Below are 13,683 nucleotides of genomic sequence, written 5' to 3'. Positions count from 1 at the left end.
GAATCCCTCTGCGCGGCCGGCGGGTCCGGCCTGACCCGGTCGGGGGTGTGAGCCATGGGCACCAGCGGCGACGGCACCCCTGCCCAGGACCCCCCGCCGCCGGACCGCGCGCACGCGCCGCCGCCCGGTGCGAGCAGCGCCCGCGGCATGCCCGCGACGGGGACGCTGCTGGACACCCTGCGGGTCGCGGTCGTCATGCTCGACACCACCGGCCGGGTGCTGCTGTGGAGCCCGCTGGCCGAGGAGGTGCTGGGGTGGGCGGGCGAGCACATCGTGGGGCGGCGGGTCGGCGGCCTGTTCGGGCCTGGCGGCCACACCCCGGAGGGCGAGCCGGTCACCCCGCCCGTGCAGACCGCGCAGGAGGCCGAGCGGCTGCTCGGGGAGCTGCTGCGGGAGGGGCGCTGGGAGGGCATCCTCGCGCTGCGGCACCGCGACGGGCACACCGTGCAGGTCGAGGCGCGCGCCTCGCTGCTGGTGGACGGGGACGGGCGGCCGTTCGTGCTGGCCTCGATCGTGGAGACCAGCCGGCTGCGCACCCTGGAGCACGACCTCGCGGCGCTGGACTCGCTCTTCGACTCCTCGCCGCTGGGCGTGGCGATCTTCGACAAGGAGCTGCGCTACGTCCGCGTCAACGACGCGCTGGCCGGGATGAACGGCGTGCCGGCCGCCGCCCACATCGGCCGTACGGTCGCCGAGGTGATGCCGGACACGCGGACGGCCGAGTCGCTCACCGCGCTGCAGCGCGACGTGCTGCTCACCGGCCGCCCGGTGATCGACCTGGTGTCGCCCGCGCCGGTGGGCACCGGCCACCGCTCGGTGTCCTACCACCGGCTGGTGGACCGGGCCGGCCGGGTGCTCGGCATCAGCGCGACCGTCATCGACGTCACCGAGCGCGTCGAGGCCGCCGCCAGGGCCGAGCGCGCCCGGCGGCGGCTCACGCTGCTCAACGACGTCGGCTCGCGCATCGCCGGGCAGCTGGACGTACGGCGCAACGCCGAGGAGCTGGCCTCCGCGCTCGTACCGGACTTCTGCGACTACTCCGGCGTCGTCCTGCACTCCCAGCTCGCGGACGGCGGCGAGCTGCCCTCGGCGACGTACACCGACAACACCCCGATGCGGCAGACCGGCGTCGGCGCGGTCAACTGGAATTCGGACGTGGTGCGGATGATCCGGCCCGGCCAGGCGATGTCCTTCGACCGCAAGTCGCCCTTCGGGCAGGTGCTCGCGACCGGCAGGCCCAAACTGCTGTCGTCCAGCGACGAGCTGGCCAACATGACCTTCCCCGACGACCCGAAGGTGCGCGCGACCTTCGCCGTCGGCATCCGCTCGCTGCTGGTGCTGCCGCTGCGCGCGCACGGCGTCGTGCTGGGGCTGCTGATCGTCAGCCGCGCGGAGGGCCGCGAGCCCTTCGACCAGGAGGACATCGCCCTCGGCATGGAACTCGCCGACCGGGCCGGCGCGGCGCTGGACAACGCCCGGCTGTACGTGCGCGAGCGCGAGGGCGCGCTGATGCTCCAGCGCTCGCTGCTGCCGCGCTCCACACCCGCCGCGCCCGGTGTGGACGTCGCCTACCGCTACGTTCCCGGCAGCAGCGTCGCCGAGGTCGGCGGCGACTGGTTCGACGTGCTGCCGCTGGCCGGCGGCCGGGTCGCCTTCGTCGTCGGCGACGTCATGGGCCACGGCCTGGGCGCCGCCGCCACCATGGGCCGGCTGCGGACCGCGGTGCGCACCCTGGCCGCGCTCGACATGAAGCCCGACGAGCTGCTGCGCCGGGTCGGCGAGCTGGGCGAGGACCTGGCGCAGAGCCCCACCGAGGGCTGGATGGCCACCGCCGTCTACGCCGTCTACGACCCCTCCACCCGGCGCTGCGCCATCGCCCAGGCCGGCCACCCGCCGCCCGTCGTCGTCGAGCCCGGGGGCGAGGGCGGGGAGCACGCGGCGCGGCTGCTGGACCTGCCGCCCGGACTGCCGCTCGGCGTCGGCGGCGGCGGCTTCGAGACCACCGAGCTGGACATCCCGGACGGCACCGTGCTGGTGCTCTACACCGACGGCCTCATCGAGTCGCGCCGGCACGACATCGGCACCGGTCTGGAGCGGCTGCGCGCCACCCTGAGCCGCCCGCTGGACTCGCTGGAGGACGCCTGCGACGGCCTGCTGGCCACCATGGAGCCCGGCCGCGAGCCGGACGACGTGGCGCTGCTGATGGCCCGGCTCGGCACCCTCCCGAGCGGCTCCACCGCCGCCTGGTCCTTCCCCGCCGAGGCCAGCGCGGTGCGCCTGGCCCGCCGCCGGGTGCGCGACACGCTCGCCGAGTGGGATCTGCCCGAACTCGTCGATGTGACCGTGCTGCTGGTCAGCGAGCTGGTCACCAACTCGCTGCGGTACGCGCACGGGCCGATCGGGGTGCGGATGGTGCGTGGCGGCTCGCTGCTGGTCGAGGTGTCCGACCCGCTCCCCGACCCGCCGCGGGAGCGGGTGGCCACCGCGGAGGACGAGGGCGGGCGCGGCCTGCAGCTGGTGGCCGGGGCGTCGCGCCGCTGGGGGACCCGGCACGGGCCGCTGGGCAAGACCGTATGGTTCGAACTTGCACTACCGTGACGGGTGGGACGAGTGGTGGCGGCCGTGCCCGCGGCCGCCGCAGGTCATGGGCGTACGGGGGGCGTGGGAACGCTCCCAGCGTGCGCCGGGCGCCCACCCGTCCGCGATCACCGAAAGGGTTCGCCCGGCGCGTGCCGGGTATTCCGAAGAGACGAGAGCGAAAGGCGAGGCCGCGGTGGTCAGGGGAGGGCCCCCGTACCCCGGGAGCCGAGATGATGCTGTGATCGACAAGACCGTGTGCTGGACGGTCCGCATGCTGAATACTCAGCTCCAACCGGTCCATGTGTGCTGAGCTGGAGGGGTCGGGCGAGTGAGCGACATGCCAGCAGGGGCGGTTCCGCCCCGGGCGGACGACGCGGACGCGGCGACGACCGCGGTCTGGCAGTCGAGTCCGCCCGGTTCCCTCTACGACTACATACGCGTCGCGTCGTTCTCGCTCGGGCCGGACGGCCGGATCGACCAGTGGAGCGACCGCGCCGCCGAGTTCTTCGGGGTGTCCGCGGACGACGCGGTCGGCCGCGACCCCGTCGCCGCCTTCGCCCCGCCGCACGTCCAGCAGGCCGGGCACGAGCGGCTCGGCGAGATCCTCGACGGCCGCGAGTGGACGGGCCTGGTGCCCTTCACCGACGGCTCCGGCGGCGAGGGCCTCGCCGAGGTCTACGTCATGCCCGCCGACCGCGGCGCCCTGTGCATCGCGGTGGACGTCGCGACGCTGCGGCAGATCGAGACCGACCTCGCCGCCTCGCAGGCCGTCTTCGGGCAGTCCCCGATGGGCTTCGTGCTCTTCGACAGCCGGCTGCGGCTGATCCGCGTCAACGACCGCTTCGCGACCGTCTTCGGCCGCCCCGCCGAGGAGCACCGCGGCCGCGGCCCGCACGACTTCCTCTCCCGCGTCGAGGCCGACCGGCTCACCGCCGCGCTGCGCCAGGTACTGGAGACCGGCGAGCCCGTCCTCGACATGCCGCTCGTCGGCACCGTGCCCGGCGACCCGGGCCGCCGCCGCTGGTCCATGTCGCTCTACCGGCTGCACAGCGCCAGCGGCCGCGCGATCGGCGTCGCGGGCCTCGCCATGGATGTCACCGGGCGCCAGCGGGCCGAACGCGAAGCGGCCCACGCGCGGCGCAACCTCGCGCTGCTCAACGAGGCCGGCTCCCGTATCGGCACCTCCCTCGACCTGGAGACCACCGCCCGCGAACTGCTCGACGTGGCGGTGCCGCACTTCTGCGACCTCGCCTCCGTCGACCTCTACCAGGCGCTGCTGGTCGGCGCGGAGGACATGGGCGGCACCACCGACGGCAGCGGCGAGCTGCGCCGGGTCGCGTTCGCCAGCTCCGTGTCCGACGCGCCCGTCGCCATGGCCGGGGACGACGACACCTCCGCCGAGGAGGGGCCCGTCTCCGTCGGCGCCGTCCACCGCTACCGCTTCAGCTCCGCGAGCGCCCGCGCGCTGCGCACCGCCCAGCCGCAGGTCCTCGACGGCGACGGCGGGCAGGACCTGGGCGGCGCCCTCGTCCAGTCCACCCTCGTCGTCCCGATGGTCGCCCGCGACACCGTCCTCGGCCTCGTGCAGTTCTCCCGCGCCAAGGGCAGCGAGCCCTTCGCCGAGCGCGACCGGATGCTTGCCGAGGAACTGGCCGCGCGCGCCGCCATCTTCATCGACAACGCCCGCCTCTACCGGCGCGAGCACGAGCGCGCGCTGATCCTCCAGCGCAGCCTGCTGCCGCCCGACGACCCCGAGGCCGCGGGCCTCGACATCGCCTGCCGCTACCTGCCCGGCAGCATGGAGACCGAGGTCGGCGGCGACTGGTTCGACGTCATCGAGCTGCCCGGCCACCGCACCGCCCTCGTCGTCGGCGACGTCATGGGCCGCGGCCTGCGCGCCGCCGTCGCGATGGGCGAACTGCGCACCGCGCTGCGGACGCTGGCCATGCTCGACCTGGAGCCCGGCGAGGTGCTCAGCGCGCTCGACGAGGTCGTCCGCGGCCTCGGCGCGCCCACCCCCGGCCGTACCCGGCGGGCCGCCGCCAAGGAGCGCGGCGACTCCGACCTCGCCGAGGTCTACCTCGCCACCGTCGTCTACGTCGTCTACGACGCGGTCACCCGGCGCTGCACCATCGCCAACGCCGGCCACCTCCCGCCCGCCGTCGTCGAACCCGGCGAGCAGCCCATGCTCCTCGAACTGCCCCGCGGCGTCCCGCTCGGCGTCGGCGGCGAGCCCTTCGAGGAGAGCGAGGTCGAACTCGCCGAGGGCACGCTGCTCGCCCTCTACACCGACGGCCTCGTCGAATCCCGCAACCTCCCGCTGGACGAGGGCCTCGACGCCTTCCGCAGCTCCCTCGACGGGCCCGAACGCCCGCTGGAGGACATCTGCGACCACGTCCTCGCCACGCTCGACACCGCCCACGGCGAGGACGACATCGCCCTCCTCATGGCCCGCATCCGCGGCCTGCCCGCCGAGCAGGTCGGCGACTGGTCCCTCAAACCCCAGCCCACATCGGTGGCCCGCGCCCGCGAACTCGCCCGCGACCAGCTCCTCGCCTGGGACCTCGGCGACCTCGTCGACACGACCGAACTCCTCGTGAGCGAACTCGTCACCAACGCGCTCCGGCACGGCTACGGTGACATTCGCCTGCGGCTGCTGCTCGACCGGACGCTGGTGTGCGAGGTGTGGGACAGCGCGCTCGTCCAGCCCCGGCGGCGCCGGGCCCGCGACACGGACGAAGGAGGCCGCGGCCTCCAGCTCGTGACGATGCTCAGCGAGAGCTGGGGCTCGCGCCGGACGCACCGGGGCAAGACGGTGTGGTTCGAGCTGGCCCTTCCCGGGCGGGGGTCGCATGTGGCGACGCCGACGGTGGATGAGTTGCTCAGCATGTTCTGAGGGGGCGCTCCGGGGTGCCTCTTGCGGTGGTGCCCGCGACCCTCTGCCGGTGGGTGGTTGCTCGCGCAGTTCCTCGCGCCCCCGGTGTACCCGGCGGGGCATTGCGCGCTGCGTGCGGTGGGTGGGGTCGGGTGCCGGCACGGGGCACCTCCTCGGAATGCGCGTCTGGCCTCATGCCGTAGGTGGCGGGTCCTGCGTGCGCATTCCTGCGGGGGCACCCCGCACCGTCCCCCTCCCAGGAGCGTTGGCGGCTGCCTGCCGGTGGGGGTGGATGTGTGAGGCACTGCGGTTCGCCCCCGACGGCGGTGCACCCCCACAGGGGGACCGTCAGACGACATCTGACTCGCACGGGTGGTGGGGGTGGGAAACACCCCGCGCCGCTAGGCGCGGGGACCCCCGAAGGTGGCGGGAGCCATTTCCTCGCCGGTGGGGCCGCTGGTGGCGCCGAAGGCGCCGTGTGGGGGGAGGAGGAGGCCGCCGAGGGCGGCGGGGGAGAGGGGGGTGCGGGCGGTGAGGTCGTTGAGGGCGAGGCGTTGGGCCGCGCGGGCGAGGTGGTCGGATTCGGCCGGGGGGACGCCGGAGCGCTCGGCGCCGGCCAGGTTCGTACGGGCGGCGCAGCCGATCGCGCCGCGGTGCGTGGAGATGAGGTCGCGCGCCGCCGCGACCTCGCTGCGGGCGGCGAAGTCGGCGTAGGGCCCGTCCTGCCGTAGGGCCGCGAGCGGGTCGTACGGGCCCGGGGGGCGGTCGGAACCGAGCAGGGCGTCCGCCTCCCGCAGGTCCGCGGCGCGGCGCGCGGTGGCCTCGGCGAGGGTGGCGGCCTGGCCGAGCGCGCCCTCGGCCAGGCGGACGAACAGCGCGGCCCGGCCGTGGTCCGTACCGACCGCCGCGCGCGCGAGGTCCAGCCGCTCCCGGGCGAAGTCCAGCAGCGCGCGGGCCTGCGCGGGGTGCCCGGCGACCGGGGCGAGCGGCTCGGCGCCGTACGCCGCGGCGAGCGGCGCCAGCTCGTGCTCGGCTGCCGCGATCCTGCCGGGCAGCGCCGTGGCCCTGGCCTCGGCCTGCTCCAGCAGCTCGGGGACGTCCGCCTCCAGCCCGCGCAGCCGGTCGAAGGCCCCCGCCTCCGCGTCGAGGCGGCGGTTGGCCTGCGTGCAGTGGGAGAGGATCTCGTCCAGCATCTGCCGCCGGGTCGCCTCGTCGGGCGTGCCGTCGTCGAGCCGCGCGCGCAGCCGGAAGGCGACGGCCAGCTCCTCCCGGGCGTAGTCCACGGCCTCCGCGAACGGCTTCACCGCCGGGGCACCGGCCTGCGCCGCCGCGAAACCGACGTCCTCGTGGCTGGTACGGACGGCGTCGTCGGTCGCCACGAGCTGCTGTGACGCTTGCGCGTCGAGTTCCGGCAGCGGCGTCGGCCGCGGCCCGTAGCGCCGGGGACGGCCCCGGACACCGGGGCCCGCCTCCCTGCCCTGCGCGGCGCCGCGGGCCGCCGCGGACGCCCCCCGGCGGCGTACCGCGACGAGCGTCACCAGCGCCACCGCGGCGACCGCGACCACCGGGATCCACAGATCCCCGGCCCCGTTCTCCGCGCCGGGTGAGGCCGCCACCGCGGCCAGGGCGCCGACGACGAGCAGCGCGGTGGCCGCGCCCGGCCGGTGTCCTCGCCGCCTCATGCGCATCGCGCCTTTCGCCGCGCCACACCACCGCGGGTGGCTGTCCTGGGAGGCTATGCGCCTCCGCGCCCCCTCGCGACCCCAACCCGGGCGGTGGCTCCGCGGCTCCCCGCCGCGGGGGGTGCCCGCGCCTGGCGGCGCGGGGTGTTTCCCACCCCCAGCCACCCGTGCAGATAGTGGGCGTGTGCACGCCTCCCTGTGGGGGTGCACCGCCGTCGGGGGCTAACCGCAGTCCCTCACACATCCACCCCCACCGGCAGGCAGCCGCCCACGAGACGCCGGGAGGGGGACGGTGCGGGGTGCCCCCGCAGGAATGCGCACGCAAGACCCGCCACCTACCTCCATGAGGCCAGACGCGCATTCCGAGGAGGTGCCCCGTGCCGGCCCCCGACCCCACCCCCCGCGCACAGCGCGATGCCCCGCCGGGTACACCGGGGGCGCGAGGAACTGCGCGACCAGCCCCCGCCAAGGGAAGGTCGCGCGGACCACCGCAAGAGGCACCCCGGAGCGCTACCGGCGCCGCCGGATCACCGAGCCCAGCCACACCAGTGGATCGTACTTACGATCCACGGCCCGCTCCTTGAGCGGAATCAACGCATTGTCCGTGATTTTGATGTGCTCCGGACACACCTCCGTGCAGCACTTCGTGATGTTGCAGTACCCGAGCCCGTGCCCGTCCTGCGCCGCCGCGGCCCGCGAGGCGCCGCCGTCCTCGCCCGCCGCGTCCAGCGGATGCATGTCGAGCTCGGCGACGCGCATGAGGAAGCGCGGCCCGGCGAAGGCCGGCTTGTTCTCCTCGTGGTCGCGGATGACGTGGCAGGTGTCCTGGCACAGGAAGCACTCGATGCACTTGCGGAACTCCTGCGAGCGCTCGACGTCGACCTGCTGCATGCGGTATTCGCCGGGTGCGACGCCCTTGGGCGGGACGAAGGCGGGGATCTCGCGGGCCTTCTGGTAGTTGAAGGAGACGTCCGTGACGAGGTCCCGGATCACCGGGAAGGTCCGCAGCGGGGTGACGGTGACCGTCTCCTCGGGGGTGAAGACGGACATCCGGGTCATGCACATGAGCCGGGGCCGGCCGTTGACCTCCGCGCTGCACGACCCGCATTTGCCGGCCTTGCAGTTCCAGCGGACGGCGAGGTCCGCGGCCTGGGTGGCCTGGAGGCGGTGGATGATGTCGAGGACGACCTCGCCGTCGTTCACCTCGACCTCGTAGTCCTGGAGGCCGCCGCCTTCCGCGTCGCCCCGCCAGACCTTGAAGTGCGCTGTGTGGGTCACGCGTCAAGCTCCTCGTCGGTCAGGTATTTGCCCAGCTCCTCGCGTTCGAAGAGGGCGAGCAGGTCGGCCCGGACGGGCGGCATGGCGCGCTGCCGGAGCGTCACACCGGCCGGTTCGGCGGCGCCCGTGGGCGCCGCCAGCTCGCACACGAGGTTGACCTTGCGCCAGGCGGGGTCCATGCCGGGGTGGTCGTCGCGGGTGTGGCCGCCGCGGCTCTCGGTGCGCTCCAGCGCGGCGCGGGCCACGCACTCGCTGACCAGCAGCATGTTGCGCAGGTCGATCGCGAGGTGCCAGCCGGGGTTGAACTGCCGGTGGCCCTCGACGCCGACCCGCCCGGCGCGGTCGCGGAGGGCGGCGAGCCGTTCGAGGGCCTGCTCCATCTCGGGGCCGCGCCGGATGATGCCGACCAGGTCGTTCATGACCTGCTGCAGCTCCTGGTGCACGGTGTACGGGTTCTCCGGCGCGGAGCCCGCGCCGTCCGCCGAGGAGCCGTCCGCCAAGGACTCCGCCCCGAAGGGCCGCAGCACCTCCGCCGCGGCGGCGTCGATCTGCGCCTGGTCCGCCGCGGGACGCGCGTCGCCCAGCCCCGCGGCGTACTCCGCGGCGTGCAGGCCCGCGCGGCGGCCGAAGACCAGCAGGTCGGACAGCGAGTTGCCGCCGAGCCGGTTGGAGCCGTGCATGCCGCCGGCGACCTCGCCGGCCGCGTAGAGGCCGGTCACCCCGGTGGCCGCGGCCGTGTCGGGGTCGACGTCGACGCCGCCCATCATGTAGTGGCAGGTCGGGCCGACCTCCATCGCCTCGGCGGTGATGTCGACGTCGGCCAGCTCCTTGAACTGGTGGTGCATCGACGGCAGCCGGCGGCGGATCTCCTCGGCGGGCAGTCGCGTCGAGACGTCCAGGTAGACCCCGCCGTGCGGGGTGCCGCGGCCGGCCTTGACCTCGGAGTTGATCGCGCGGGCCACCTCGTCGCGGGGCAGCAGCTCGGGGGGCCTGCGGTGGGTGTCGGGGTCGGAGTACCAGCCGTCGGCCTCCTCCTCGCTCTGCGCGTACTTCTCCTTGAAGACGTCGGGGACGTAGCGGAACATGAACCGCTCGCCCTCGCTGTTGCGCAGCACCCCGCCGTCGCCGCGCACCGACTCGGTGACGAGAATGCCCTTGACGGACGGCGGCCAGACCATGCCGGTCGGGTGGAACTGGATGAATTCCATGTTGATCAGCGGCGCCCCGGCCAGCAGCGCGAGCGCGTGCCCGTCCCCGGTGTACTCCCAGGAGTTGGACGTCACCTTGAAGGACTTGCCGACGCCGCCGGTGGCGAGCACGACCGCGGGCGCGTCGATCACGAACAGCCGCCCGGACTCGCGGACGTAGCCGAAGACTCCCGCCACACTGTCGTCCTGCTTGAGGACGCGGGTGACCGTGCACTCCTGGAAGACCTTCAGCCGCGCCTCGTAGTCGCCGGTCTCGGCGAAGTCCTCCTGCTGGAGGGAGACGATCTTCTGCTGGAGGGTGCGGATCAGCTCCAGGCCGGTGCGGTCGCCGACGTGCGCGAGGCGCGGGTATTCGTGGCCGCCGAAGTTGCGCTGCGAGATCCGGCCGTCCGCGGTGCGGTCGAAGAGCGCGCCCCACGTCTCCAGCTCCCACACCCGGTCGGGGGCCTCCTTGGCGTGCAGCTCGGCCATCCGCCACTGGTTGAGGAACTTCCCGCCGCGCATGGTGTCGCGGAAGTGCACCTGCCAGTTGTCGTGCGCGTTGACATTGCCCATGCTGGCCGCGATGCCGCCCTCGGCCATCACGGTGTGGGCCTTGCCGAAGAGCGACTTGCAGATCACGGCGGTGCGCAGGCCCTGCTCGCGGGCCTCGATGGCGGCCCGCAGCCCGGCGCCGCCCGCGCCGACCACGACCACGTCGTACGCGTGCCGTTCGACTTGTGTCATCTCAGAAGAACCTCGGATCGTCGAATACGCCGCTGGCCACCAGGTACACGTAGAAGTCGGCGACGGCGACGCTGATCAGCGAGGACCACGCCAGCAGCATGTGGCGGCCGTTCAGCGCCCCCACCCAGCCCCACAGCCGGTAGCGCACCGGGTGGGCGGAGAAGTGCCGCAGCTTGCCGCCGATGATGTGCCGGCAGGAGTGGCAGGACAGGGTGTACGCCCAGATGAGCGCGATGTTGACGACGAAGACCAGGGTGCCGAGCCCGGCGTGGCCCCAGCTCCCGTCCGTCCCGCGGAAGGCGAGCACCACGTCGTAGGTGAGGATCCCGGCCACCGGGAGGGCCAGGTAGAAGAAGTAGCGGTGGATGTTCTGCAGGATCAGCGGGAAGCGGGTCTCGCCGCTGTACTTCTCGTGCGGCTCGGCGACCGCGCAGGCCGGCGGCGACATCCAGAAGCCGCGGTAGTAGGCCTTGCGGTAGTAGTAGCAGGTCAGCCGGAAGCCCAGCGGGAAGATCAGCACCAGCAGCGCGGGGGACAGGCCCCACCAGCTGCCGAACAGGTGCCAGTCGGCGCCGCCGTCCATGTCCGTGCAGTTCGAGGCGAGGCACGGCGAGTAGAAGGGCGAGACGTAGGGCGCGGTGTAGTAGTCGCCGTTGGCGAAGGCCCGCCAGGTCGCGTAGACCACGAACAGGCCCAGCACCGTCGCGGTGACCAGCGGTGACAGCCACCACTTGTCGGTCCGCAGGTGGCGGGCGGGGATGGCGGCGCGGCCGGGCGTGAAGACGCCGCGCGGGGGTGGAGTGACGGGAGTGGTTCCGGTGGCCAAAGGGGGACTCCGTACGGGAGGGGGCCGGGGGCGCGCGACGGGGGCGGCACGCACAGGCGAGGCGCGGGGCGGGACGGGGCCCGCCGGTGTCACGGCGCGTGCCGGTGCGGCGAGCCGAGCCCCTCGTCCTCGGCGTCCGCCCACAGCCCGCGGTCGTACGGCGCGTCCGGCACGGTGATCATGTCCACCGGCCGGCTGCTCGCGGCGCCGGGCGCGGCCTCGCGCAGCAGCGTGAGGCTCTCCCGCAGGTGATCGGCGGCGGAGCGGACCCTGCGCAGGTCGAGGGTGTCGCCGCACGGCTCGTCGAGGCGGGCGACGCAGCGCATCAGGTCGTCGAGCCGTCGCTGGACCGACGTCAGGTCGTCGTGCAGGGACATGCCGTGCCCTCACCGTCCTTCACCATCTGCCGCCATTGGCATCGCGGTGCTGCGCCAGCGAGTGTCGCGCGTCACACCACGCTTTGTGAAGACGCGTGCACGGATTCGATCAGCGCGCGGCGGGGTGGGCCGGACGGGTGGAGTGCGCCGGTGCGGTCGGCGGGTCGGGGGCGCGGCGCCCGTGGCGTCGACTGGAGTGGGGGGTGCGAATAACCGGACCACCGGTAAAGCGGCCCATTCGATCATCGGAAAAAGTCCCCGGCGGAACCCGACCGTCTCCGGCCGGCCGCCAGGGTCGCGGAGGAGCGACCTCATGAACCGTGCGGCCCCGACCGCCATCCCCCCGGCGCCGCGGGCGCGTGCGGTGCGCATCGCCGTGGCCCTCACCGCCGGCGCCACCCTCTCCCTCAGCGCGGCCTGCTCCTCGGGCGGCGGCAACCACGCGGCCGGCACCGCGGGCACCGACATCGCGAGCGTCGCGCGCTCGGGCGTACGCGACGGCGGGACGCTGCGCTGGGCCACCGCGAGCGTGCCGCGCACCCTCAACGCCTTCCAGGCCGACGCGGACGCCGACACCGCGACCGTCGCGGGCGCCACCCTGCCCACGATGTTCCGCCTCGACGCGCACGGCCGGCCGCACGCCGACCCGGACTTCGTCACCAAGGCCGACGTCACGAAGACCGCGCCACGGCAGGTCGTCACCTACCGGCTGAACCCCAAGGCGAAGTGGAGCGACGGGCGGGCCGTGTCCGCCGCCGACTTCACCGCCCAGTGGAAGGCCCTCAACGGCTCGAACTCCGCGTTCTGGACCTCGCGCAACGCCGGGTACGACCGGATCGCGTCCGTGAAGCAGGGCGAGGACGCGCAGAGCGTCGAGGTCACCTTCAGCACGCCGTACGCCGACTGGCGCTCGCTCTTCAGCCCGCTCTACCCCAAGTCCGTCACGGGCGACCCCGACGCCTTCAACGACAAGGCCCGCACCGCGCTGCCCGCCGCGGCCGGGCCCTTCGCCGTCAAGGACGTCGACACCAAGGCCGGCACGGTCACACTGGAGCGCAACGCCTCCTGGTGGGGGCAGCGCGCCAAGCTCGACCGGATCGTGCTCACCGCGGTGCCGCAGGGCAAGCGGGCCGCGGCGCTGGCCGCGGGCAAGCTCGACCTCGCCGACATCGAGCCGGGCGCGCTCGGCGCCGTCAAGGGGACGAAGGGCCTGGCCGTACGCAAGGCGCCCGACGCGGCGTACGCACAGCTCGCCCTCAACGGCAGCGCGGGGCCGCTCGCCGACGAGCGCGTCCGGCACGCGGTGGCCCGCGCGGTCGACCGCAAGGCCATCGCGACCGCCGTCCTCAAGCCGCTCGGGCTCCCCGCCCAGCCGCTCGGCAACCACCTCGTCCTGCCCTCCCAGGACGGCTACGCCGACCACAGCTCCGCCCTCGGCAAGGCGGACGTCCAGCAGGCGCAGGCGCTGCTCACGGACGCGGGCTGGAAGCGGTCCGCCGTCAAGGGCGGCGACCAGGCGGCGGCGCCCGCCGACGGCCACGACAGCGCGTCCGGCGCGCTCACCGTCGTCGAGCCCGCCCGCGCGGTCACCAAGAGCGGCAAGCAGCTCAGCCTGCGGTTCGTGCTGCCCGCGGACTCGCCGACGCTCGACGACGTCGGCTCGCGGATCGCCCGTATGCTCTCCGCGATCGGCATCCGCACGGAGATCACCAAGGTCGACGGGGCGAGCTACTTCCAGGACCACATCGCGGCCGGCGACTTCGACCTGGCCCTCTACTCCTGGCCGGGCACGGCCTACCCCGCCACCGACGACACGCCCATCTACGCCAAGCCCGTGCCCGCGCCCGACGGCTCGCTGAGCGTCGCCCAGAACTACACCCGGGTCGGCACCGACCAGATCGACCAGCTCCTGGACCGCGCCGGCTCCGAACTCGACGCCGGCACCGCCCGCTCCCTGACGGCCCAGGCCGACTCCCGCATCTGGGCCGCCGCCGGCTCGATCCCCCTCTACCAGCGCCCCGCGGTGGTCGCCCTCCGCACGACGGTCGCCAACGCGGGCGCCTTCGGCTTCCAGACCCCGCGGTACGAGGACATGGGCTTCCGCAAGTAGCCCGACCGGCGGGCAGCCCCA

At 74.2% G+C, this 13,683-nt stretch carries 8 protein-coding genes; 3 read left to right on the top strand and 5 right to left on the bottom strand.

Features of this window, described 5'->3' with window-relative positions; genetic code table 11:
• Nucleotides 1-54 precede the first annotated feature (54 nt).
• Nucleotides 55-2,598: a SpoIIE family protein phosphatase gene (locus ACH4SL_RS35225; protein ID WP_398453813.1), complete on the top strand. Its 2,544-nt coding sequence runs from the start codon at nucleotides 55-57 to the stop codon at nucleotides 2,596-2,598.
• Between the two features lie 319 nt (nucleotides 2,599-2,917).
• Nucleotides 2,918-5,476, top strand: coding sequence for a SpoIIE family protein phosphatase (locus ACH4SL_RS35220; RefSeq protein WP_398453948.1), 2,559 nt, complete (start codon nucleotides 2,918-2,920; stop codon nucleotides 5,474-5,476).
• A gap of 380 nt (nucleotides 5,477-5,856) precedes the next feature.
• Here the strand turns inward: ACH4SL_RS35220 and ACH4SL_RS35215 are convergent, their stop codons facing one another.
• The 5 genes from ACH4SL_RS35215 to ACH4SL_RS35195 form a co-directional block, all read right to left on the bottom strand.
• The gene (locus ACH4SL_RS35215; RefSeq protein ID WP_398453811.1) at nucleotides 5,857-7,137 is read right to left on the bottom strand and encodes a hypothetical protein; all 1,281 of its coding nucleotides are present in this window, start codon (nucleotides 7,135-7,137) and stop codon (nucleotides 5,857-5,859) included.
• Between the two features lie 510 nt (nucleotides 7,138-7,647).
• Complete coding sequence (locus tag ACH4SL_RS35210) at nucleotides 7,648-8,415, bottom strand: succinate dehydrogenase/fumarate reductase iron-sulfur subunit (protein WP_398453808.1); 768 nt, start codon at nucleotides 8,413-8,415, stop codon at nucleotides 7,648-7,650.
• Nucleotides 8,412-10,349 carry a fumarate reductase/succinate dehydrogenase flavoprotein subunit gene (locus ACH4SL_RS35205; protein WP_398453806.1) on the bottom strand — a complete coding sequence of 646 codons (1,938 nt, stop codon included), beginning with the start codon at nucleotides 10,347-10,349 and terminating at the stop codon, nucleotides 8,412-8,414. Before ACH4SL_RS35205 ends, ACH4SL_RS35210 begins: the two co-directional genes overlap by 4 nt.
• A 1-nt stretch (nucleotide 10,350) precedes the next feature.
• Nucleotides 10,351-11,175 carry a hypothetical protein gene (locus ACH4SL_RS35200; protein WP_398453804.1) on the bottom strand — a complete coding sequence of 275 codons (825 nt, stop codon included), beginning with the start codon at nucleotides 11,173-11,175 and terminating at the stop codon, nucleotides 10,351-10,353.
• Nucleotides 11,176-11,264: 89 nt separating this feature from the next.
• On the bottom strand, nucleotides 11,265-11,552 hold the full coding sequence (locus tag ACH4SL_RS35195; protein WP_398453802.1) for a hypothetical protein: 288 nt from the start codon (nucleotides 11,550-11,552) through the stop codon (nucleotides 11,265-11,267).
• A 313-nt stretch (nucleotides 11,553-11,865) separates the two neighbouring features.
• Here ACH4SL_RS35195 and ACH4SL_RS35190 point away from each other — a divergent pair, with 313 nt between their 5' ends.
• A complete protein-coding gene (locus ACH4SL_RS35190; RefSeq protein ID WP_398453800.1) occupies nucleotides 11,866-13,662 on the top strand; it encodes an ABC transporter family substrate-binding protein in 1,797 nt (598 codons plus the stop codon).
• Nucleotides 13,663-13,683: the final 21 nt, after the last annotated feature.

Source organism: Streptomyces sp. NPDC021020 (genome assembly GCF_044333285.1).
In the GTDB taxonomy this organism is placed as follows: domain Bacteria; phylum Actinomycetota; class Actinomycetes; order Streptomycetales; family Streptomycetaceae; genus Actinacidiphila.
The sequence above is the reverse complement of the archived record's forward strand: the minus strand, read 5'-3'. Positions and strand labels throughout refer to the sequence as shown.